The sequence below is a fragment of the Bradyrhizobium sp. STM 3562 genome, assembly GCF_045571435.1.
In the GTDB taxonomy this organism is placed as follows: Bacteria; Pseudomonadota; Alphaproteobacteria; order Rhizobiales; family Xanthobacteraceae; genus Bradyrhizobium.
This window is the reverse complement of record NZ_CP120694.1, coordinates 2,518,002-2,538,470: the sequence shown is the minus strand read 5'-3', so window position 1 is coordinate 2,538,470 and position 20,469 is coordinate 2,518,002. Positions and strand designations below refer to the sequence as shown.

18 protein-coding genes and 1 pseudogene are annotated in these 20,469 nt (G+C 59.4%); 4 read left to right on the top strand and 15 right to left on the bottom strand.

The annotated features are described in order from the left end of the window. Window positions 1-167 precede the first annotated feature (167 nt). From P6U23_RS11615 to P6U23_RS11595, 5 genes are all read right to left on the bottom strand, one after another. A complete protein-coding gene (locus tag P6U23_RS11615) occupies window positions 168-1,115 on the bottom strand; it encodes a c-type cytochrome (protein WP_407179898.1) in 948 nt (315 codons plus the stop codon). A gap of 524 nt (window positions 1,116-1,639) precedes the next feature. Beyond that, window positions 1,640-2,281, bottom strand: a complete 642-nt coding sequence (locus P6U23_RS11610) for an HD domain-containing protein (protein WP_407181418.1) — start codon at window positions 2,279-2,281, stop codon at window positions 1,640-1,642. Window positions 2,282-2,360: 79 nt separating this feature from the next. Continuing rightward, the gene (locus tag P6U23_RS11605) at window positions 2,361-3,827 is read right to left on the bottom strand and encodes a catalase (RefSeq protein ID WP_407179896.1); all 1,467 of its coding nucleotides are present in this window, start codon (window positions 3,825-3,827) and stop codon (window positions 2,361-2,363) included. A gap of 207 nt (window positions 3,828-4,034) precedes the next feature. Continuing rightward, on the bottom strand, window positions 4,035-5,009 hold the full coding sequence (locus tag P6U23_RS11600) for a GlxA family transcriptional regulator (RefSeq protein WP_407179894.1): 975 nt from the start codon (window positions 5,007-5,009) through the stop codon (window positions 4,035-4,037). A gap of 274 nt (window positions 5,010-5,283) precedes the next feature. Beyond that, entirely contained in the window at window positions 5,284-6,468 is a 1,185-nt protein-coding gene (locus P6U23_RS11595; RefSeq protein ID WP_407179892.1) for an ABC transporter substrate-binding protein, read from the bottom strand. A gap of 215 nt (window positions 6,469-6,683) precedes the next feature. On the opposite strand from P6U23_RS11595, the gene P6U23_RS11590 reads away from it, so the two are divergent. After that, entirely contained in the window at window positions 6,684-7,265 is a 582-nt protein-coding gene (locus P6U23_RS11590) for a MarR family winged helix-turn-helix transcriptional regulator (protein ID WP_407179890.1), read from the top strand. Here the strand turns inward: P6U23_RS11590 and P6U23_RS11585 are convergent. From P6U23_RS11585 to P6U23_RS11570, 4 genes and pseudogenes are all read right to left on the bottom strand, one after another. After that, complete coding sequence (locus P6U23_RS11585) at window positions 7,249-8,517, bottom strand: NAD(P)/FAD-dependent oxidoreductase (RefSeq protein ID WP_407179888.1); 1,269 nt, start codon at window positions 8,515-8,517, stop codon at window positions 7,249-7,251. The genes P6U23_RS11590 and P6U23_RS11585 overlap by 17 nt on opposite strands. 22 nt (window positions 8,518-8,539) lie before the next feature. Continuing rightward, a complete protein-coding gene (locus tag P6U23_RS11580) occupies window positions 8,540-8,878 on the bottom strand; it encodes a non-heme iron oxygenase ferredoxin subunit (protein ID WP_407179887.1) in 339 nt (112 codons plus the stop codon). A gap of 59 nt (window positions 8,879-8,937) precedes the next feature. Further along, window positions 8,938-9,711 carry a hypothetical protein gene (locus P6U23_RS11575; RefSeq protein WP_407181417.1) on the bottom strand — a complete coding sequence of 258 codons (774 nt, stop codon included), beginning with the start codon at window positions 9,709-9,711 and terminating at the stop codon, window positions 8,938-8,940. Between the two features lie 180 nt (window positions 9,712-9,891). Further along, window positions 9,892-10,098, bottom strand: a pseudogene (locus P6U23_RS11570) (Rieske 2Fe-2S domain-containing protein); the annotation flags it as partial. Window positions 10,099-10,260: 162 nt separating this feature from the next. Here P6U23_RS11570 and P6U23_RS11565 point away from each other — a divergent pair. Both P6U23_RS11565 and P6U23_RS11560 read left to right on the top strand, forming a co-directional pair. Continuing rightward, window positions 10,261-11,139 carry an SDR family NAD(P)-dependent oxidoreductase gene (locus tag P6U23_RS11565; RefSeq protein WP_407179885.1) on the top strand — a complete coding sequence of 293 codons (879 nt, stop codon included), beginning with the start codon at window positions 10,261-10,263 and terminating at the stop codon, window positions 11,137-11,139. Between the two features lie 48 nt (window positions 11,140-11,187). Beyond that, complete coding sequence (locus P6U23_RS11560) at window positions 11,188-11,697, top strand: cupin domain-containing protein (RefSeq protein ID WP_407179883.1); 510 nt, start codon at window positions 11,188-11,190, stop codon at window positions 11,695-11,697. A gap of 93 nt (window positions 11,698-11,790) precedes the next feature. On the opposite strand, the gene P6U23_RS11555 is transcribed toward P6U23_RS11560, so the two are convergent. The 5 genes from P6U23_RS11555 to P6U23_RS11535 all read right to left on the bottom strand — a co-directional run bounded on the left by P6U23_RS11555 (window position 11,791) and on the right by P6U23_RS11535 (window position 18,335). Beyond that, window positions 11,791-12,552 carry an HD domain-containing protein gene (locus P6U23_RS11555; RefSeq protein ID WP_407179882.1) on the bottom strand — a complete coding sequence of 254 codons (762 nt, stop codon included), beginning with the start codon at window positions 12,550-12,552 and terminating at the stop codon, window positions 11,791-11,793. Between the two features lie 1,481 nt (window positions 12,553-14,033). Further along, entirely contained in the window at window positions 14,034-15,284 is a 1,251-nt protein-coding gene (locus P6U23_RS11550; RefSeq protein WP_407179880.1) for a c-type cytochrome, read from the bottom strand. After that, window positions 15,277-17,055 (bottom strand): GMC family oxidoreductase, encoded by a 1,779-nt coding sequence (locus tag P6U23_RS11545; protein WP_407179879.1) that lies wholly within the window; start codon window positions 17,053-17,055, stop codon window positions 15,277-15,279. The genes P6U23_RS11550 and P6U23_RS11545 overlap by 8 nt, the downstream gene beginning before the upstream one ends. A gap of 1 nt (window position 17,056) precedes the next feature. Further along, window positions 17,057-17,785: a gluconate 2-dehydrogenase subunit 3 family protein gene (locus P6U23_RS11540; RefSeq protein ID WP_407179877.1), complete on the bottom strand. Its 729-nt coding sequence runs from the start codon at window positions 17,783-17,785 to the stop codon at window positions 17,057-17,059. 37 nt (window positions 17,786-17,822) lie between these two features. Further along, a complete protein-coding gene (locus tag P6U23_RS11535) occupies window positions 17,823-18,335 on the bottom strand; it encodes a Dps family protein (protein ID WP_407181416.1) in 513 nt (170 codons plus the stop codon). A gap of 466 nt (window positions 18,336-18,801) precedes the next feature. Here P6U23_RS11535 and P6U23_RS11530 point away from each other — a divergent pair, with 466 nt between their 5' ends. Next, complete coding sequence (locus tag P6U23_RS11530; protein ID WP_407179876.1) at window positions 18,802-19,440, top strand: HD domain-containing protein; 639 nt, start codon at window positions 18,802-18,804, stop codon at window positions 19,438-19,440. Window positions 19,441-19,520: 80 nt separating this feature from the next. Here the strand turns inward: P6U23_RS11530 and P6U23_RS11525 are convergent, their stop codons facing one another. Continuing rightward, window positions 19,521-20,258, bottom strand: a complete 738-nt coding sequence (locus P6U23_RS11525; RefSeq protein WP_407179874.1) for a response regulator — start codon at window positions 20,256-20,258, stop codon at window positions 19,521-19,523. Window positions 20,259-20,469 lie beyond the last annotated feature (211 nt).

Here is a 20,469-nt window from a genome sequence, read left to right as displayed (position 1 = left end):
TGTCGCAGAAGCGGTCCGATGCTCGACCCGAGACTAACAATCCGCACAGGATCGCACTACGCGCTCAAGGTCCAAGTGATGTGTCTTCCGAACACCCCAAGGGGCCTGATGCGCGATCGGCGAAGAGTTCGTCGGGATATTCAAATGAACTATGCTAACCCGCACTACTAGTTGGGCATTTGCGCGAGATACTGGTAGATCGCGGCCAATTCGTCATCGTCCATCTTTCCGACCGAACGCCATGGCATCTGCTCGCTGATCTGATGACCGTTAGGATCAATACCGGTGCGCATGGCGGCGACGAATCCGGCGAGGGTCCAACCCTTGACGAAGCTCAGGTCAGGCCCGAGGGGTGCCAACTGCCCGGGCACGCCGCCGGTCAGGTTCTCGCCGTGGCATTCTCGGCAGTCCTGATAGCTCAGGATGTACTCGCCGAACTGGCGCGTGGGCCCCTTCAACGGCCCTGAGACATGTCCCGTGACGATCGGCTTGCCGGCTGGAAGCATGCCAGCGCCGAGCATGACGAGACCGAGCATATTCATGTGGTCGGGCGGATCCGGCGTGGGCTCTCCTGCCGCAGGCAAGCTGCGAATATACGCGATCACAGCCTTGATATCGTCGTCGCTTAGTCGGCCGGCCCTGATGTAGGACATCATTGTCAGCCAGCGCCCCTCCGCGTCAACGCCGTTCCGGATGGCGCGGAAGATCTCGCCATCGGACCAGTGCTTCAATGGCCCGACCGGCGTAAGGTTTGCAGCCACGAATGATCCAATTGGTATCTGGAGTTCTACAGCAAGATCGTAGCCGCCGGTTAGCGTACCCGTGTGTGAATGGCAGGCCCCACAAAGTCCGTCAGCGATATCCTTGCCTCGCGCAATGAGTTCCGGCGTAGCCGCAACCTTGATGTCCGGGACGGGCGCCGAACGGCTGTGCTGCTTGATCATCCCCAACGACGTGAGCACGCCGACGGAGAAGACGACAACGAATAGCAGCGCCAAAAGCCCTCCGCCGCCCCACTTGATGATGCGGCTTTTAGCTCGCCAAGTGCGGAAACCAAACCAGGCCAATAGCACGGCGACGGCAAACAACGCGAACAATACAACGAAGTTCTGCATGACACTCCTGGACAAGATGACGGTGCGAGAGATCGAGCAGAATGGAGTCTTTCGGCGATTCGCGCGGGCGGCGATCCTAGCGAGGCAGCCGTCGGCAGCGTGTTATCGCAGATCGATCAGGAAACGTACTGCGTCGTAAGATTAACCGCCCCTTCCGAGCGATGAGCGTTCCCAACTCCCGGATGGCAGTCCGATGCTCGAGTATCCTCAACAACGCACCGGCTCGCTCGAGCCGGTGCTGCCTTTCGGATGTCACGCGTCCGCGGCGATTGGCATTCAAACCCGTTGTGTTTCGCGGCGGCGAAGACGGGGCGGATGACAGTACGAGCTTACCCAATTGGCACTCCACAACTCAACGCTCGCAGTTCTGAGCCGGGATAGTTACGAAGCAATTGCGAAGCTCGAAATCGGGTTACAAGCGTAATAGTCCGACGTGCATCAACGCTGCACAGCCGAGCTGTCACCAAAGGCGGCTGCTGATATGCCCGTTTTCTCATCTTCCAGCGCTTCCCTACGGCGCCCATTCAGCTCGACCAGGCGGAGCCGAGAATAATGGAGCAAAAGTTGCCGCGGACATAGTTCATGTCCTTAAGTGCCAGCACGTCGGCCTTGACGTTTCCAAACGTCGTCAGCGGTTTCTTGATGATGCCCTTGGCGAAGTGATCGATAATGTTCTCCTTGAAGTTTGCCTCACGTGGATGATGCGAGCAGACGTGGTCCCGCTGCTCGTGCGTGAAGTCATGATAGGCAATACCGAGCACATCCATCTCCACGCCGGCGGTAACCAACGCGACAGTAGGGCGCATGTGTTCGGGGATGCCGGGGGTTGTGTGCAGCGCGATCGCGGTCCAGACATCCTCGACCTCGCGTTCCGGCACGCCGTAGCTCTTCATGAAGTCACGCGCGGCATTGGCGCCATCGACTTCGAAGCGAAGGTCGCGACTCGAATATTTCTCGGTCAGCCCCATATCGTGGAACATGGCGCCGAGGTAAAGCAGCTCCGGATCGTAATTCAGGCCGCGTCGCGCGCCCGTCAGCGCCCCCCAAAAAAAGACCCGGCGGCTGTGGTTGTAGAGCAGGTCGTCCTCTGTGTCGCGCACGAGCTGTGTCGCTGCACGGGCGATGGCGCTGTCCGGCACGCGGATGCCGGCAATGATCTCAGGCATTAGATGGCTCCTTTTCTTGAGTGGGGCGGCGCGAGCCGCCACGCGATGGCTAGGATCGTAGACGGGCCGATCACCGCCGCTATTCGGCGGCGATGTCCATTGGCGTAAGGCCGAGCGCTTGTGCGACGCCTGCGCCATAAGCCGCATCGGCCTTCATGCAATTGGCGATGTGGCGCTGCTTGACCTCGAGCCGCGCGTCGCCCATCGCGCGCGCCGTGTTCTCAAACAGCACCTGGCGCTGCCCCAATGTCATCTTGCGGAAGAGGTTGCCGGGCTGCTCGTAATGATCGTCGTCGACGCGATGGTCCCAATGCGTCGCCGCGCCGGACCATTCGAGCGGCGGCTCGGCCAGCCGCGGATCGCGATCGATCCATGCGCCCTTGCTGTTCGGCCAATAGTTGGGCGTCGCCCCGAGGTTTCCATCGGTGCGCATTGCGCCGTCGCGATGATAGCTGTGAAACGGGCACTTCGGCGCATTGACCGGGATGTGATTGAAATTCACCCCCAGCCGATAACGCTGGGTATCGGCGTAAGAGAAAAGGCGGGCCTGCAGCATCTTGTCCGGCGAGAAGCCGATACCGGGCACGACATTGGCCGGCGAAAACGCGGCCTGCTCGACCTCGGCAAAATAATTGTCCGGCCAGCGATTGAGCTCCATCACGCCGACCTCGATCAGCGGATACTCGGCCTTCGGCCACACCTTCGTGAGATCGAAGGGATTATGCTTATGTCCCCTGGCCTGCTCGTCGGTCATCACCTGGATGAACATCGTCCAGCGGGGGAACTCGCCACTTTCGATCGCATTGAGCAAATCGCGTCCGTGACTCTCGCGATCATTGGCGACCAGTGCCGCCGCCTCGGGATCGGTGAGATTCTGGATGCCCTGCTGCGTACGGAAGTGGAACTTGACCCAGACACGTTCGTTGGCGGCGTTGATCATCGAGAAGGTGTGACTGCCGAACCCGTGCATGTGCCGGAAGCTCTTGGGGATGCCGCGATCGGACATGACGATCGTCACCTGGTGCAGCGCCTCGGGCAGCAGCGACCAGAAATCCCAGTTGTTATCGGCCGAACGCAGACCAGTGCGCGGATCGCGCTTGATGGCGTGGTTGAGGTCTGGGAAGCGCAGCGGGTCGCGGAAGAAGAAGACTGGCGTATTGTTGCCGACAATGTCCCAGTTGCCTTCGTCGGTGTAGAACTTGACCGCAAAGCCGCGGATGTCGCGCTCCGCATCGGCCGCGCCCCGCTCGCCGGCTACGGTCGAGAAGCGCGCGAACATCGGCGTCTTCTTGCCCACCTGCGAGAAGATTTTTGCCTTGGTGTAGCGGCTGATGTCGTGCGTGACTGTAAAGGAGCCGTAGGCGCCCCATCCTTTCGCATGCATGCGCCGCTCCGGGATCACTTCGCGGTCGAAATGCGCCATCTTCTCGATGAGCCAGATGTCCTGCAGCAACGCCGGGCCGCGTGGCCCCGCGGTCATGATGTTGATATTGTCGGCGACCGGCGCGCCGGTTGCGTGTGTCATGGATGGACGGGTATCGCTCATCGTCGGCCTCCTGTTCTCATCTGGGATGGAGCAATTACCGGTCTCGATGCCAAGACCGATCTGGTGGTCCCTATTTGGCGGTGGAGCCCGGTCGCAGACAACCGACACGATCCTGCGGATCAGGACAGCTGCACATCATTTCCAGACAAATTGCGTCGGGGCGTTCGCGGCGGGCGCCGGCGGTTTGCGCGCGGAATAGCTCGCGATCTATTCCGGCACCGTCCGCCGGAAGCTGGCGCGGTATTGGACAGGGGTCACACCGAGACGGCTGCTGAAAACGAGCCGCATCCGGTCCGCCGAGCCGAAACCGCAGTCGAAGGCGACCGCCTTCAGCGGCCGGTCGCTTCCTTCCAGCATCATTCGCGCTGCATCGATGCGGGCGCGCTCGATGAAGTCGTGCGGTGTGATTCCGGTCACCTGCACGAAATGCCGGGCGAGATTCCGTGCGCTCATACCTGCGACGGAGGCAAGGGTCTCGAGTGTGTGGCGATCCCCAATATTGGCCATGACATGGTCCTGGATCCGTGCGATCGGCGATTCCGGATCAGCAGGTGCCGTGAGATATGGGCTAAACTGGGATTGTCCGCCCTGGCGCTGGGCAACGACAACCAGCCGCTTGGCGACCTTGAGCGCCGTTTCTGCGCCATGTCGCTGGCCAACGAGCGCCAAGCCCAAGTCTATCCCGGCCGTGACACCGGCTGCGGTGATCAGCCGGCCATCGCGCACATAGATCAAGTCAGGTTCGACCTTGGCCTTTGGGAAGCGCGCCGCCAGCGCCTGCGCATCCTGCCAATGGGTTGTGACACGCCGATCGTCGAGAAGACCCGCATAACCAAGGATAAAAGCCCCCGTGCAGATCGATCCATAGACGCTTGAGCGCCACGGCAACTCCTTGACCCACCGAACCAGTGACGGTTCGGGCTCCGCTTCCGGCGGAGTTGGGGTTCCCGCCACGAGAATGATATCAAAACCGCCGTCCGCCTCTTCAAGGGTGAGATCGGCCAGCAGTCGTATGCCGTTCGAGGCGCGCAGCGGATTGCGGTGAGCGGCAACCAATACTGTTTCGTAGCGGTCGGCACTTTCGAGAAACGTGTTCGCCTCACTGAACACGTCCATTGGTCCCGCCACATCCAGGGCCTGCACCCCCTCACAGACGATGATCGCGACAGTTTGTACTGGCACCTCTTGCTGCCTCTCCAGTCTGGCGCGGCATTATGCAGCTCGTCCGGGCACCACAAGAGGCCCTGGCGTATTCGAAACCGACAGGACGGGCCGTCCGCACGCCCCGCTCAATCACGGAGCGTGCACTCCTGTCCAGTCGATCTCTCCGTCACGGCCGTCAACCGCACTTTCCAAAATAGGGTCGCGGCGACCGAGCCTTCCTGCTGCCGCAATGAGATATCTGAAAGCAATTTGCGTTTCGCAAGACAGTCCTCGAGCGCCGCGCGGGCCGGCCTTACTCGACTTCTATTACCCCGGACAACGGCACCCATCGAGTGCCGTCGAAACGCGCCGGCCGAAGCGATTTTATCAGGCGGTAGTCAGTAGGACTCGTGTTGATCGTGATACCGGGTATCAGCCCCGGAAGCGACAGGTTTCTCAGAGACGTTGCGTGCTTCAAAATGTTCTCGCGCGAGAAGTCCGTGCCACAGGCCTGAAGAACTTTGGTCATCAATACCGCGATGTTCCAGCCGGAAAAATTAAGCTGGTCCTCAAGATCACCGTCCGGATAATACTTTTTCATGAACGCGAGCCACTCCCGATAATCGGGATCATTCGCCCATTCGGGATCTCCGACCGTCTTGGTCGGGGTGGCTGAGATCGCGCCCTTGGCATATTCCAGACCCGCGGGACGGAGGATCGTGGCGACAAAATTGCTACCGATAGGTAGGAACTGTTGCGCTTTCCAGCCGAGTTCGCCTGCTTTGCGAATCGCCTGGGATGTAAACTTTCCGGTAGAGGCATTCAAGAAGACGTTGGCATCGGTGTTCGCGAGCGAGATGATTTGAGATTCAACTGTCGGTGAGGTCACCTCATAAGGCGCCGCAGCGACGATTTCAGCCGTGGCATCCACCCGCGACAATTCGGCCTTGAAGCTGCGAAAGTATTCGCGACCATAATCGTCGTTTTGGTAGAGTACAGCCACCCGGGCCTGAGGCTGCGTTGCGGCGACGAGCCGCGCATAGATCGCTGCCTCGGTACTGAACAGGGTCATCCCGGAGAGTGTGTACGGACTGGTCTTGGGATCCGCGAAGCGATCGCTTGCCGCAAAGACGAAGAGCTGGGGGATTTTTCGGCTGTTGAGGTACTTCTGCACGGCCGCATTCTGTGCGGTGCCGACGCTGCCGAAAATCGCCACGGCCTCATCATTCTCGACCAGCCTACGAATTTGCTCGACGGCCTTCGGCGGGCTGTATCCATCATCCAATGAAATGAGCTTGACTTTGCGCCCGTTGATACCGCCCATGTCATTGATCATCTCGAAATAGCGGGCCTGGACCTTACCCACGGCGCTGAGTGCGGAGGCCGGTCCGCTGTATGGCATTGTCTGCCCCAGCACCAAGTCGACCTCCGCTGCGCTCGCCGAGCACATCGCGATGAATGTGGCGACTAGAACATATGCCAGATGCGACGGTCGCATTTTCGCTCCTCTCCGCATTATGTTTCTTTCTGGTGTTATTCTTCTCAGGAAGATAATTTTCTGTCAAGCCGCACCGTCTCGGCGGGCCCGCTCCCGATGTCCAGCGGAGGGCAGGCCACACCATGCGCTGGCGCGCGACATCGAAAGCCGGTCATGCTAGGTTGCGGCGTGGGAAGCGCCTTCTTGGGAAGGGAGGCGGAGGAGAGTGCGGAAACATGAAAGAGAAGATCGCGCCAGCGCAACGCGGCACCGAGCCGTTAGCGACAGCGCACGCGCTATACGACGACATCGAGGCCGCCTGGCTTCAGCAGCGTCCGGACCTCGATCTTGCGATGGCCTGTACCTTGTTGCGGCTCGAGCGGGTCAACCTGCTCCACGAGAGGCGCGTGCACGAGATTTCGAAGACGATTGGGCTCCACACCGGCGAGCTCCACGTTCTTCTCGCGCTTAGGCGATCCGGTAAACCTTATGAGCTCCGTCCCACGGATTTGTTCCGTGCTCTGCTCGTCACTTCCGGAGCCATGACCAAGCGCGTGGCGAGACTTCAGGACGGCGGGTTCGTCTTGCGTGTCTCGGCGAGTGATGACGGCCGCTCGGAGCTCGTTCGCCTGACGGCAAAGGGGCTCGCCACGGCAGATCGCGGCATTGCCGAGATCGCCAAGGTGGTCGAGAGCGTCAGGCAAGCGAGCGGCCTGAGCCGCACGGAAATCGCCGCCCTCGACCGCAGCCTTCGCAAGCTCTTGGCCGTGAGGCTGACAAAGGTAAAAAAGCCGGCCAGGGTCACTGCGGCGGAATAGATGTCGTTCCAGCTGAAGCTCCAGTCTGCTCCGCTGTCTTTAGCAGCGACTTCAGGTCGAAGGATTTATCGGCCGCCTGCTCGGGAGACGGCGACAGGCCGAGGCGGATGAGTCGGCGCGCGACCATCTGCTCGCCCGGCGAATTTATTCCATCCACCGCGATCAAGCTGCCACCCCTGTATTGAAAAGCCGAGAACTTGCCCTCGTCCACCGAGCCACGCACAACCACTTGGTCGCACCCTGTGGAGAGGCCTACAGTCTGGAGCCTCGTGTCGAATTGATCCGACCAAAATCGGGGAACACAATCAGGCAGGTGCTCGCCTCCGGCCACCGCAATGCCGACCGCCTTACCCTGGTCCTGCGCATTCTGCACGGACTCCAGTCTAACTCGGCGTCCCGCGATGCGGCTATACTGATTTGTGCAGTCACCTGCGGAAAAAACGTCCGGGACATTGGTTCGTCCTTGCCGGTCAACAACAATGCCGTTTGCGCAATTCAAGCCTGCCGCAGCCCCTAGCTCGTCATTGGCGATGCCGCCGATTCCGACCAGGACGAGATCGGCACAAAGGGCCTCTCCGCTCGAGAGGACCACTGCGGCAACCTGCCCGGCCTTTCCAAAAAATGACGCAACTGTCTCCCCAAGCCGCACGTCGACGCCCGCCTTCATATGGGCATCGAATAAATAATGCGACACGACCGGGCAGACTGCTCTCTCGAGCAGTCGTCGAGCCGCCTCTACAAGGGTTACTTTCTTGCCCAATCCTACCGCCGACGATGCGACCTCAAGACCGATGAACCCGCCCCCAACCACGACGATCTCCTTCGCGTCCCTGAGCCGCATCTTAAGATCAATCGCCTCGTCGAGCGCTCGCAGATAACACACGCCGTCCAGATCGTCCCCAGTTACGTCCAGCCGCTTTGCGCGCGAGCCGGTGGCGATGACGAGCCGGTCAAAGTGCAGATCGAGCCCGGACTGCAGGCCTACTCGCCGCGCATGCAGATCAATTCCGATGGCGCGGCAGCCCAGTTCAAGTTCGATCCGGTTGGTGACGAAGAAGGCGCTGTTGTGCAGTATCAAGTCGCTCTCGCGGGTACGGCCGAGCAGGAAATCCTTGGATAGTGGCGGTCTTTCGTAAGGGAGCCATGTCTCGTCGGCAATGACCGTCACCGCTTCCATGTACCCGGCCTCGCGCGCAGCGAGTGCCGCCTGAATTCCAGCGTAGGACGCTCCGATGACGACGAGCCCGCTCATTCGCTAGAGTCCTCCAACCCGATTAGGCAGCACTTGCTTCGTCTTCGGCGCTCGCGAGGTTCACGAAGATTTCCCCTTGGCGCACCTCGACAGGGAAGGTCCTGATATCCTTGTAGCCCCCGGACCGGCATTTCCCCGTTCTCACGTCGAACATCCCGCCGTGAAGAGGACACTCAATGACGTGTTCATCGAGAAAGCCGGTTGAAAGAAGGGCGAACGCATGCGAGCACACGTCGTCCGTCGCAAAAATCTCGTCGCCAATTTTGTAGACCGCAACGCGCTGATCATCGAGCTGGAAGCCCACAGGCTCTCCCTCGGCGAGCTTTGCGGCGGCGCATAAGTGTTTCCAGCTGCTCGTCATGATGTTCCCTCAGCAGAGGCAAGCGTGCCGGTCCCCGACAACGCTCGCGATTGGCCCAATCATTGGGCGAGCTGACGCCAGTCATCCGATTGTGACGCAAGCCGGCCACCTACAGCGCGAATATCCTTGTAGGACATGGCCTCACTTTGCGCGCTCTTTGGCGTGTTGCCGTTCATGAAACCGCGTACCTCTTCAAGGAGCTGCCGACGCACACGCACGATTGCCTGGTCGGCTGAGCACAGATACTCCTTCGAGCGATCTACGATCGGCCCCATGCTGACCATTACAACAAAGTCCTCGATGACGATCTCGTGGAAGCCTGTGCTATTTCCGGCGTCCATGATCTGACGGTTCTGGCCCCAGTTGTTGCTGGCGTCGCCAAGTAGTCCACCTGCCATTGGCCATTGGTTGGCGCGCTGGGTCTTGCGCCAGGAATCCACCGGCTTTTCCGGATTGTAGTAGATGTACCATTGAATGAGATTCTCGTCGTCGATCGGTACCGCAATGATAGCGGTGCGGTCCTGCTGCGGCCCGGAGTAGATCGGCGCAATCAGCCCATAATAGGGCATGATGAATTCCGTCACGCGAGCAAGGCGTGATCCATCCGGTGTGGAGCGCAGCGCTGCGGCGCGAAAACCGTACGGCTTCCTCTCGAACTCATAGCTAACGGCGGTATTCTGCCGGGTGGCCGCGAAATCGGTTGCGGAGCTCGTGGTCCAGCTCTGGTGCAGCAACGCGACATGCGAGGAATCGATCGTCGCCTCCACGCCCTGAAGCCAATTTGCGTTCAGTTCGATGCCGGCAGCGTAGACTTGATCGGCCGGCAGATCCATCCATTCGAAGTCGGGCGGCGGCGGTGCAGTCCCCTCGCCAAGCCACACCCAGATCAGGCCGGCTCCCTCCCGGGCCGGATACGACCTTGCCTTAACAGTTTTCGCAAACTCCTTCGGGTTGTTGGGCTCATTCGGAACGTCGAGCACCTCGCCCCGCACACTGATTTTCCAACCGTGAAACAAACATGTGAGAGAGCAATCCTCTACCCGCGCCAGCGCGAGCGATGCCCCGCGATGCGGGCATGCCTCATCAAGGAAGCCGACGGCTCCGTCCCTGCCTCTGAACGCCACGAAGTTGCGTCCAAACAATTTGACCCGGACGGGAGCTTCCCCTCTGCGAACCCGAACGGAGAGAACGGCCGGCAGCCAATAATGCTGGCGGAGCATGCGCCCCATCGGGGCGTCGCCAGTGACTCGGCACAACAGCTCATTCTCTTCCGTGGTGACCATCGTTCCGCTCCCTTGTTGACCCGCGCTCGAATTGCGCTTACTATCTTCCTAGGAAGATTTCGTGTCAAGACGCCTGCCGAGGATCTGAGTGCGGATCGGATGACAGACAAACCTCTGAAGGACTGTGTGGCACTGGTGACAGGTGCAAGCCGCGGCGTTGGAAAAGGTATCGCCCTCGGTCTCGCCGAAGCGGGCGCCCTCGTCATCGTGACAGCGCGAACACGCAATAGCGGCGGGTCCGAGTGGCCGGGATCATTGGATGAGACCGTTGCGGCGATCGACCATGCCGGAGGCAAGGGCATCGGGCTCCTGTGCGATCACGGCGACGATGCCTCGGTCAAAGATGTGTTCGACCGCATTCGACATGAGTACGGCCGCCTGGATGTGCTTGTGAACAATGTTTTCGCTGCCCCAAGCGTCATGCCGGTCAACGTGCCATTCTGGCAGCTTCCAGCCTCGGTGTGGGATACCATGCAACGCGTCGGCCTGCGCTCGCACTTCATCACGAGTCAATTTGCCGTTCCTTTGATGCTGGCCGAAAAGCACGGTCTGATCGTCAACACGTCTTCGGGTGGTGGCATCCGCTACACATTCAATGTGCCGTTCGGCGTACAGAAATCGGCCGTGGACCGGATGGCCCGCGATATGGCACACGAGTTGAAGTCATATGGAATTGCGGCCGTCTCGATATGGCCCGGTTATATCAAGAGCGAGAAACTGGCGGCGCAGCCCGAACGCGTTCCCCCTGCATTGGCTACCATGATCGCTGAGCGAGGCGAGACGCCTCTCTTTGTCGGGCGTGCTGTCGCAGCACTCGCGTCCGACTCCAACGTAATGACAAAGACCGGACAGATCCTGCTTGCTTCCGAACTGGCGGCTGAATACGGCTTCACCGATATCGACGGGAAGATTCCCCCGGCACCCAGCCGCGATCCGACTCCGCTGGCGGTCTTCGCGCCGGCAACTCCGGTCGGGTAAGCTTCAGAGCTTCCCCTCATGCTTGGTATACGAAGGAGTCCTACAGCGATGACGGCAATCTTGAAAATGAGAGGCTTCAGCGAGCGGGATTGGAACCACCTGTTTCTCGCGCTGGCGGCAGGACTCGCTTGCGCAGTAGCGGTCGCGAAGACCCTGCCTATTGCTTTCGATCCAGCTAGCGGAGTCGCAGAGCCTTTGTGCTCGGTCGGCATTGGCGCAGGATCCCCGGCGAACAACGTCGAGGTGATCTCGTCCCACGCCCTTTCCGACGTTCCCGGAAAGCGCGTGACCGTCGTCCGCGTGACCTATGGGCCCGGCGGATTCACCCCTCCCCACCGGCATGGTGGCTCGGTCACGGCCTACATTACGAAGGGAGAGATTCGTTCGCAGCTCGGCGGCGGCCCGGTCGAAACGTTTGGGGTTGGACAGTCCTTCTTCGAACCACCGGGATCGACCCACGTCGTCTCAGCAAACGCCAGCAATACGGAACCAGCCGAGCTGATCGCTGTGGTCGTTGCTGACGAGGGCGCCGAGCTGACAACTCTCCTCGATCAGTAGCTCGCCCGCGGCGAGATTGTCCGCTGCGCAGCTCTCCACCGCGACCCCAACATGACGGGCGCCGCTGGCGCCTGCCAGACCTGACCGCCTCGGCTATTGTCCAGCAACCCAGCGTGAGTTCCGCATGAGGCTGCTGAAGTCCCTACGACGGAAATTTGGGTCCTTGTAGGCCAATACGTCAGCCAAGCCCGTGCCCTGGGTGGTCTCTGGGCGGTGCTTGAGGCTGTCGTACAGGGCCTGCAGAAAGCCTTCCGCGAATTGGGGCGGCCGCGGATAAGCCGCCTCGACGGCGCTCCGCTGCTCCGCAGTGAAGTCGTCAAAGCCCGCGCCGACAAGGTCCATATTGGCTGCTTCGGCGAGGAGCGCTGCAATCGGGTACAGATGCGGAGAGATCCCGTTCGTTGTATGCAGTGCGATCGCAAGCCAGACGTTTTGGCGATCAGCTTCAGAAATGCCTTCGTTCTGCAAAAAGGCACGTGCAGCGTTCGCGCCATCCACTTCATAGCGCAAGTGGCTTTCGCCATATCCATCCGTCAGCCCATAGTCATGGAAGATCGCTGCGACGAAGAGAAGTTCCGGATCGAAAGCCAGACCCTTCCGCCTTCCGGCCAACGCCGCCCAATAATAGACGCGCATGGAATGTTGAAAAAGCAAATCGCCTTCGGCCTGGCGAACAACCTGAGCTGCGTCGCGAGCCAGTTTGCTGTCAGGAACTGTTACGCCTGACAGCTCAATGGGATTCGAAACCGCCCCTGCAGGGTCAGGCTTTGCAGTCTCGGCCTGCCCCTTCGGCACGGAGGCGGATCCGACAACCAAAGCAAGGACGGCACGGGCGAGAGTGGTACGAAGCTTCATGGGGTTCTCCCTCGGTAGTCGGATTAGGCAGATGAGCACAGTTCTCGGTGGCATCTTCAATCGCACCGGCTGCGCTGCGGCCCGTTAGCTGATCCTCGCAAAATCGTAAAACTCCTCGCAGCTACGCTCTAGGCTCACCACGGCCTGTCTCTCCTGAAGTGCGCCTCCGCAGCAAAGCCGCATGGCGTCTCGGAGTGCGAAAAGAATGCCGCGTTCGAGTCCCGCAAACGCAACGATCTAATTTCTGGGCCAGTCTCCATGAGAGTTCGTGGTCCAAAATACGCGCCATTTGCGACCGGAAGGAAGTGAAAGAACAGCAATTCGTGAATGAGTAAGCTGCACATCCCAGCGATATGGCAGGACCAAGCGCACTCGCGCGCGACCGACGCTGCCAGCAATGTTGGCTGTGACGCGGTTGCGGAATATCGCGCGAAGCCATGCTGCCGTCCAGGTGATCGCAGCGCGGACCACGTCGCGCAGAGCGTCGGCTCTGCGTGACGGTCCTCAGAGTTGTGCTACGTGTCGTCCGGGGGCTTCAGCGGACCATCAATCCACTTCCAAATCACGGGATCGTGCAACGGGTCGAGTTGAAGTTCTGCACCGGAGCGGCCTTCGGCGGACATGCCGAAGCGAGCGTTCACCAACTTGACTATGAGGCGTACGGCATGGCGGTCGAGTCGGCACCACCTGGCCGTGAACTCGACGAAAGCGGACAAGAGTCCGCCGTCAATTCTCCGTCGGCTGAGGAAACTTGAAATTGTCGCGCTATTCCGAGACGTACCGCACGCGTCCTGTTGACTAGAACGTGAGTGCAAGGCGCCGACCTACGACATGATCGTGGAAGTCACGAGTAAAACGTTCGGCCGCGCTTGCAGCAGAAGCGAATCGGAAGCTGTCGTTGTACGGCAATATGCCTGCATATCATCGAATGACTGCTCGTCCACTATCCTAGCCATCCTGTTCGCCTCTTGTCTTCGCAAGGACTACTCAAGCTATCCTCGCCATGAAAGTGAAATTACAGCAGCGATCGGCTGAAAGACGATCATCTCACGCAGTCTCTCATTTGAGACTGTTGGTATTGCAGCCACTTAGCTCTCCTAGGTGGCCACCATGACGGGCGAATTGCCAGCTGCGAACTTACAGTTACATGTGTAGCCAGCCCACCGGTTCGTTCTTCGCTCCGATGGCAGGAGGACGCGCCGAGGGCTTTGCCTCGACGGCACCATACAGCTGCGCCGCAAATGCCCTGCGATCCCGCCGAGTTGAGGAGCCACCGGACGGACCATCGTCAAAGACTGCCGCCGAGGCGTTCGCATGAGGATCAAGGCGCACTGCTCGGGCTCAGCAGCACGCCCTCAGAGATGACAGAACATCAGAGGAGCGGCAGCAGCCAGTCCACCGCTCGTGCCGCAGCCTTGGCTATTGCTGTCGCGCCTCGCTCGATACCGTCTTTAGGCATAACATGCGGTTCGATAGCCGTCTCAATCGGCGCGGGATGCGGTCTCGGATCGAACTCGGGTAACATCCCTCGCTGCAATGGCTGGTGATGCGGCTCCCCAGCTATTTCTCACATAATTGAGTACGGCCGCGATCTGGCCATCATCAAGCAGCCACGCGTATGACGGCATACCTGCAGCTGTCGGCTCGGCATCCGTGCTTGCACTGCGCGCACCTCGAAGCAGCATTCGGATCACCGTTGTCGGATCATCTGAGCGGACCATCGCGGACGCGCTAAGGGACGGAAAAAGATGGGCGACACCCTTGCCTTCAATGCCATGGCATGCGGAACACTGGTCCCGATAGATAGCGCCGCCCGCGGCCATCATATTTCCATCGACCGAGGGCGCGCTCCTCTCTTCAGCTTTGCCTGGCAGCGATTTCAAGTACGTGGCGATCGCCGTCGTGTCCGCGTCGGTCATCCTGGATGTGGACAGCTCGACTGCTTCCGCCATCGGCCCAGTAGCCGCAGACATGCGGTTGTGCCCGGTCTTGAGGTAGAGCGCAATATCCTCAGCCGTCCAGCTACCAAGTCCCGTGCGAGCATTGTTCGTTATATCTGGCGCAGACCAGCCTTGGAGATTGGCTCCCTGCAAGTATTGATCCGTACGGTCGCCTCCCAGCATTGTCTTCGGCGTATGACAGGCGCCGCAATGCGCGGGCCCATCCACGATGAACTTGCCCCGATTCCATTCTGGGGACCTTGTTGGGTCGGGTTCGTACTCAGTCGCCGCAAAGTACAGCTTGTTCCACACAGCCATAAGCTTGCGGACGTTGAATGGAAAGGGAAGCGTATTGCGACTGCGCGGTTTGCGAACTGGATCGAGCGAGTTAAGATAGGCGCGAACCGACAGCACGTCATCGCGCGACATCCGGGTATACGCATTGTAGGGCATCGCCGGATACAGGTGCGTGCCATTCCATCCGATGCCCCTCCTCACCGCGGCATCAAATTGATCATCCGTCCACGCTCCGATACCCGTCTCCGGGTCTGGCGTGATGTTGGGAGCGACAATGCTCCCGAATGGCGTTTCGATCGGACGCCCTCCTGCGAATGGCCGCCCCCCGGGAGCGGTATGGCATCCGCCGCAATCCGATAGGACCGACAGGTAGCGTCCTCGCTCGATCGCCGTGAATTCTTGCGGGTCCGAGGCGCTGGCATATGCACTACACACTATAGCGGCTGAAAGAAGGCTCGCGATTCCGAGAGTTGGCGCGCGGTAGGCTCTATGCATCGACGAGCCTTCCCGGGTTCTTCAGGTACTGAGTACGGATCGCAGCGACCGACCAGTAGGCAAGTGCTCCAACCGTGAGCGTAGGATTGTAACCGGCGTTCTGCGGGAACGCGCTTGCCCCCATGACGAACAAGTTTGGAACGTCCCAACTCTGCAAATAGCGATTGAGGACGCTGGTCTTGGGATCGGTGCCCATGATAGCGCCGCCGTTCAGATGCGTCGTCTGATAGGTCGTTATATCATAGGGCGCGGTACGATACTGGACTGCGAGTTTTTCCGCACCCATGGCCTTGATGATTTCTGCAAATTTGTCGGTAAGGAATTTATTTTGTTTGATCTCGTTCTCCTTGAGATCCATCGTGATCCGCATCAGTGGACGCCCGAAGCGGTCCTTATAAGTGGGATCAAGATCGAGGTAGATGTCGCGATAGGCGTAGAAGCTTCCGTGCACACCGGTGCCGGGCTTTACGGTGCTGAGATAGTTATCCTTGACGGCCTTCTTCCACTCGGCCCCCCATTTGGGGGTGCCGGGGGGAACCAATGTGCTCTCGATCGGGCGGGCACCTGTCTGCACCTGCCCGACATAGCCACCTCCCACGAAACCATGCGGGCCATGATCGAAGTTGTCTCCATTGAATTCGTCGATGCACATTCCGATCGACCCGGATCCGATGAACGGATTGAAGTTAAACTTCTTGTTGTCGAAAAACCCGTTCACGGTCGAGATGGTTTGGTGGGTGTAGTTGCGCCCCACGACTCCTGTATTTGTGAACGGATCGTAGGGTTGCCCGATCTTCGAATGGAGAAGAAGTTGTACGTTGAACAATGCATAGGCGGATAGGATCACCAGGTCGGCCTGTTGCTCCCATTCCTCGCCGCTGGAGTCGACGAACGTCACGCCAGTCGCCCGCTTTCCTGCACGATCCAGATTGATCCGAACGACCTCTGAATTGTCTCGCAGGCTGAAGTTCGGCTTTCGAACCAGATGAGGCAAGATTGTCGTCTGCGGACTTGCCTTCGAATAGTTGCCGCAGCCAAACCATTCGCAAAACCCGCAATAGGTACAAGGTCCAAGTCGTAGACCGAGTGGATTGGTGTAGGCTTGCGAAAGATTGCCGGAAGGCTGCGGAAACGGCTTGTAGCCCAGCTCCCGCGCGGCCTTGCCAAACAAGCTATGGCTGAACGGCTGTTGCTGCGCCGGCGTGGGATAGGGACGCGAGCGCGGCCCTTCAAAGGGATTTCCGCCCTCCTGAATCTCCCCTCCTAGGTTTCCTGCGGTACCCGACGTGCCACAAAGATACTCGAAGCGATCGTAATGCGGCTCAAGATCATCATAGGTCACGCCCCAGTCCTGAATAGTCATATCGGATGGCAGGAAGGACGCACCATAGCGCTCCGTGAGATGCGTCTTCAGTACGAAATCACTCGGCAAAAACCGCCACATTTCGCCATTCCAATGGACACCGCCGCCGCCGACGCCATTGGGCGGCATGAACGCACCCCAGCTCCGGATTGGAAGCGCAGTCTGACTCGTCTTGTTCCGGAAAGTGAATGTCAGCTGGTCTGGGCGCAGGAATAGCTCGTGCCGAATGCGGTAGCGAAGTTCGTCCTGCATGTAGCTTGGCGGAAAATCTGTCGGGGCGTCGCGCCAAGGGCCGCGTTCGATGGCGATGACATCGAGCCCCTCGTCAGTGAGCTCGTTCCCCATTATCGCGCCGGTCCAACCGAAACCGACAATGACGACGTCCTTTCTGGAGAGCTTCCTGACCATGCTACGACCTCGTCCATTGGGCATTGCCGGTCATCCCAACCGGCGGGAGAGGAAAGCGCTCGTTATGCCGATTGACCCAATCAAGATAGTTGTAGCGTGCGCCGGGATATCCGATCATCTTCCATCCGACCATGTCTCGGTTTCCTCCATAGATCGGGTCAGCGAAGAATCCCATCTGCACATCCCTGACCATCTGTGCGAAGAACGACTTCCCGTCGAGCCCGCGAAGCTCCAGCTCGCCGACCTCCAAGCTTTTCAGGAATAGGATTCTGTCGCCTACCGGGATGTCGGCGAACGCCTTTCCGCTGTTGCGCTCCTTGCAGACGCTATCGATCGCAGCTAAGCCAGCTCGGTAGGTTTGTGCTGGTCCTATATCCGACTGGTATCCCTGATTCTTAGCGCCAGACTGAAATGGGGGATGGAGATAAAGCCCCTCCTGCCTGCCGTAGGGCCCCGCCAATTGGCGGTCGATAAATACAGCGCAACCCGCATCTTTTCCGCCTGGCGTCTGCGCGTCCGGAGGGATGATGCAATCCGCAAGGGCCTCCATTGCGCGCCCCTCATCACCGGTAAAAAACTCCCAAGGGCCGAGCTTGAAACGCTCCGGTGGATCGCCGGCGTTGGGAGCCCATGGCAACCGCCCGGCGATTGTCGCCGCCCTGACGCTGGTCGCCGTAAATATCAGCGTTGCCGTTCCGGCAAGAAATTGCCTGCGACGCACGTCAAACATCTATTGAACCTTTCCTGCCTGTCCGGTGACACCCAGTTCAGTCGCACACAGCTTCGAACAGGAACCAGATCCGCCCTTCAGCCTCATCGATCCAGTTTTCGAGCACGCTTGCGGACGCAACATCCTCGTGCTTCTCACAGAACACGTGAAGATCGCGCAGGAATTCGAGCAGCCGACGGTTGTCACTTTGCGGCTCGCTCAACATGGCTCCTGGCGATAGATCCATGGCATCGGAGTCCTTGAGCCGCTGCCTGCGGGAGATCTCGCCAACGGACCGGATAGTCCGGCCGCCGATCTTCCGGCATCGCTCCGCGACAGCGTCAACCATCGCGAACACCTGATCGGCTTGCTCGTCCAGCATCAGGTGGTAGTCCCGAAAGTGTCGCCCCGACATGTGCCAATGGAAGTTCTTTGTCTTCAGATACGACGTGAAGACATCGGCAAGCAGATTTGTCAGAGCCGCGCTGATCTCATTGGCCACTCCAGGCGGAAAGTTCGCCACGGTACCGATCGCGGCAGACGTGCTTCTGGATTCGACGGTCAAGTCCATCTCAGATTTTCCTTCTCGCTGCTCACTTGGTCTGCCCTCGTATGCGCCTTTGAGCGCTGCAGCTGGAAGTGAAAGTCCTTCACTCGCCAGATGATCCGATTTCACGTCGCGAGACCGCCCCCTAGTCTTCACGAACTTGCGTGCGCAAAAAACGCCCGTCGCACCGAAGGCACGACGGGCATCAAGTCAGGGAGGAGCGCCTCGTAATTGCAATTTCGGCCTTTGCGATGCAAGTGAATTGCATTCAGGACCCGAATGACGGAGGTCGCACTCGGCGTGAAGTCCAGCTCGGCCTGATCACAGACGTCGCATCCCATGAAAATTCGTCAGATGGGTGCTGGCGAGCTTTCACTTCTCACGCGCGTCTGCGTTGAGCCACTCTCCAACCCAACCGACAGCTGCCACTCGCATTATCTCTTGCGAGCTGGCCACCATTTTGGCTTCGTCTACGGAAGGGTGAGATACTATGGCAACGATCAAAGATATCGGAGTTCCGGATACCTCCCTCTGCAAAGAAATTCGTGAGCTGGTGCGGGACACCGAATCGGAGCTTCTCTTCAATCACTCATGCCGCGTTTATCACTTCGGTGCGCTTACAGGACTTCGTCGCGGTCTCACGTTCGATCGCGAATTACTGTACGCCGGCGCGATGTTTCACGACATGGGGCTCATGCCAAAACACAGCAGCAAAACTGAGCGCTTCGAAGTCGACGGCGCCAACGCGGCACGCGACTTCCTGAGGACTCACAAGATCTCTCAGAGCGACATCGACCTCGTTTGGACAGCTATTGCACTCCACACCACTCCGGGAATTCCGGTCCACATGCATCCTGTCGTCGCCCTCGTCACCGCCGGGGTCGAAATGGACGTGTTAGGTATAGGCTATGAGGAATTCTCCGATGCACAACGCCTCGAAATCGTTTCCGCGCATCCACGGACTGCCCACTTCAAGGAAGACATTATCAATGCCTTCTACGGAGGGATAAAGCACAAGCCGCACACAACATTCGGCAATGTCAAGGCGGACGTCCTCGCGGACAAGGATCCCAATTTCCGCCCCATGAACTTCTGCAACATCATTCGACATTCACGCTGGAGCGGCTAGCAGACTTCCAGCCACGCCGCCGAGGTCAGGCGCCTTCGCAGATTCCGATCCGGAGAGACCCCTCCCATCTCCTATGGTGATTAGAGCCGCTGTACTGCCAGAGTGAAAACGTAGCCGATGCCCCGTTCAGTGCGGATTATGGAAGGCGCGCTGGGATCGACTTCGAGCTTGCGGCGCAATCGAAGCACCTGCACGTCAATACTCCGGTCATAGATATCCTCGTGGACCCGGGTTGCTTGCAGGAGATATTCGCGAGAGAGCGGCCTTTGCGGCGCGTCGAGAAAAGCGGTCAGGAGTGCGTACTCCCCCTTGGAGAGAGGGATAGGTTCGCCGCAAGAATTGGCTAGGCGGCGAGTTCGGCGGTCAATCTGCCACTGACCGAAACGCCAAACGCCCTTCTCTGTATCCCGCTGCGCCGATGCCATATCCCGCCGTCTGAGAACGGCTTTGATGCGGGCGAGCAGTTCTCTCAAGCCAAATGGCTTGGTCAAGTAATCGTCGGCCCCCAGTTCCAATCCCACAACTCGGTCTATTTCGTCTCGCCGATGACCCGTTGTAATTATGACCGGAACATCGGATTGCGCTCGAATCTCGCGGAGCAGATCTAGGCCATCCTCCTGCCCTAGGCGAAGGTCGAGCACCACAATGTCCGGCTTGTGTCGCGCAAGGACGCCAAGCGCCTCCTCCGGCCGCGAGGCCGAGATGGCACGAAAGCTGTTCTCTTCGAGATAGTTGGTCACCAGTTGGCGCATTGTCACGTCGTCCTCGACGACCACGCATGTCAGCGTCCGGCTGTTAGCACTGTTAGTTAGTTGCAATGGTTTGCACGAAAAGCTCGTTCCACTTGGCTGGTGAGCGCCGCGGTCGGACCGACGGTCGCTGTCATGTTCATGTCGCCCCGGCGCCGGGTGTACCTATACGATCGAGACTTTTGATTTTCCGTACACATTTGCGAGAGCGGCAACCATCCAAGGCTCCACAACATGGGCTGGCGAGCTCATCGCGCGCGGTCTCGTGTTTACCGCGAAG

Coding starts and splice junctions, on each gene's coding strand:
- P6U23_RS11615 (WP_407179898.1), bottom strand. CDS start 1,115: ATGCAGAACTTCGTTGTATTGTTCGCGTTGTTTGCCGTCGCCGTGCTA.
- P6U23_RS11610 (WP_407181418.1), bottom strand. CDS start 2,281: ATGCCTGAGATCATTGCCGGCATCCGCGTGCCGGACAGCGCCATCGCC.
- P6U23_RS11605 (WP_407179896.1), bottom strand. CDS start 3,827: ATGAGCGATACCCGTCCATCCATGACACACGCAACCGGCGCGCCGGTC.
- P6U23_RS11595 (WP_407179892.1), bottom strand. CDS start 6,468: ATGCGACCGTCGCATCTGGCATATGTTCTAGTCGCCACATTCATCGCG.
- P6U23_RS11590 (WP_407179890.1), top strand. CDS start 6,684: ATGAAAGAGAAGATCGCGCCAGCGCAACGCGGCACCGAGCCGTTAGCG.
- P6U23_RS11585 (WP_407179888.1), bottom strand. CDS start 8,517: ATGAGCGGGCTCGTCGTCATCGGAGCGTCCTACGCTGGAATTCAGGCG.
- P6U23_RS11580 (WP_407179887.1), bottom strand. CDS start 8,878: ATGACGAGCAGCTGGAAACACTTATGCGCCGCCGCAAAGCTCGCCGAG.
- P6U23_RS11575 (WP_407181417.1), bottom strand. CDS start 9,711: ATGGATCTGCCGGCCGATCAAGTCTACGCTGCCGGCATCGAACTGAAC.
- P6U23_RS11565 (WP_407179885.1), top strand. CDS start 10,261: ATGACAGACAAACCTCTGAAGGACTGTGTGGCACTGGTGACAGGTGCA.
- P6U23_RS11560 (WP_407179883.1), top strand. CDS start 11,188: ATGACGGCAATCTTGAAAATGAGAGGCTTCAGCGAGCGGGATTGGAAC.
- P6U23_RS11555 (WP_407179882.1), bottom strand. CDS start 12,552: ATGAAGCTTCGTACCACTCTCGCCCGTGCCGTCCTTGCTTTGGTTGTC.
- P6U23_RS11550 (WP_407179880.1), bottom strand. CDS start 15,284: ATGCATAGAGCCTACCGCGCGCCAACTCTCGGAATCGCGAGCCTTCTT.
- P6U23_RS11545 (WP_407179879.1), bottom strand. CDS start 17,055: ATGGTCAGGAAGCTCTCCAGAAAGGACGTCGTCATTGTCGGTTTCGGT.
- P6U23_RS11540 (WP_407179877.1), bottom strand. CDS start 17,785: ATGTTTGACGTGCGTCGCAGGCAATTTCTTGCCGGAACGGCAACGCTG.
- P6U23_RS11535 (WP_407181416.1), bottom strand. CDS start 18,335: ATGGACTTGACCGTCGAATCCAGAAGCACGTCTGCCGCGATCGGTACC.
- P6U23_RS11530 (WP_407179876.1), top strand. CDS start 18,802: ATGGCAACGATCAAAGATATCGGAGTTCCGGATACCTCCCTCTGCAAA.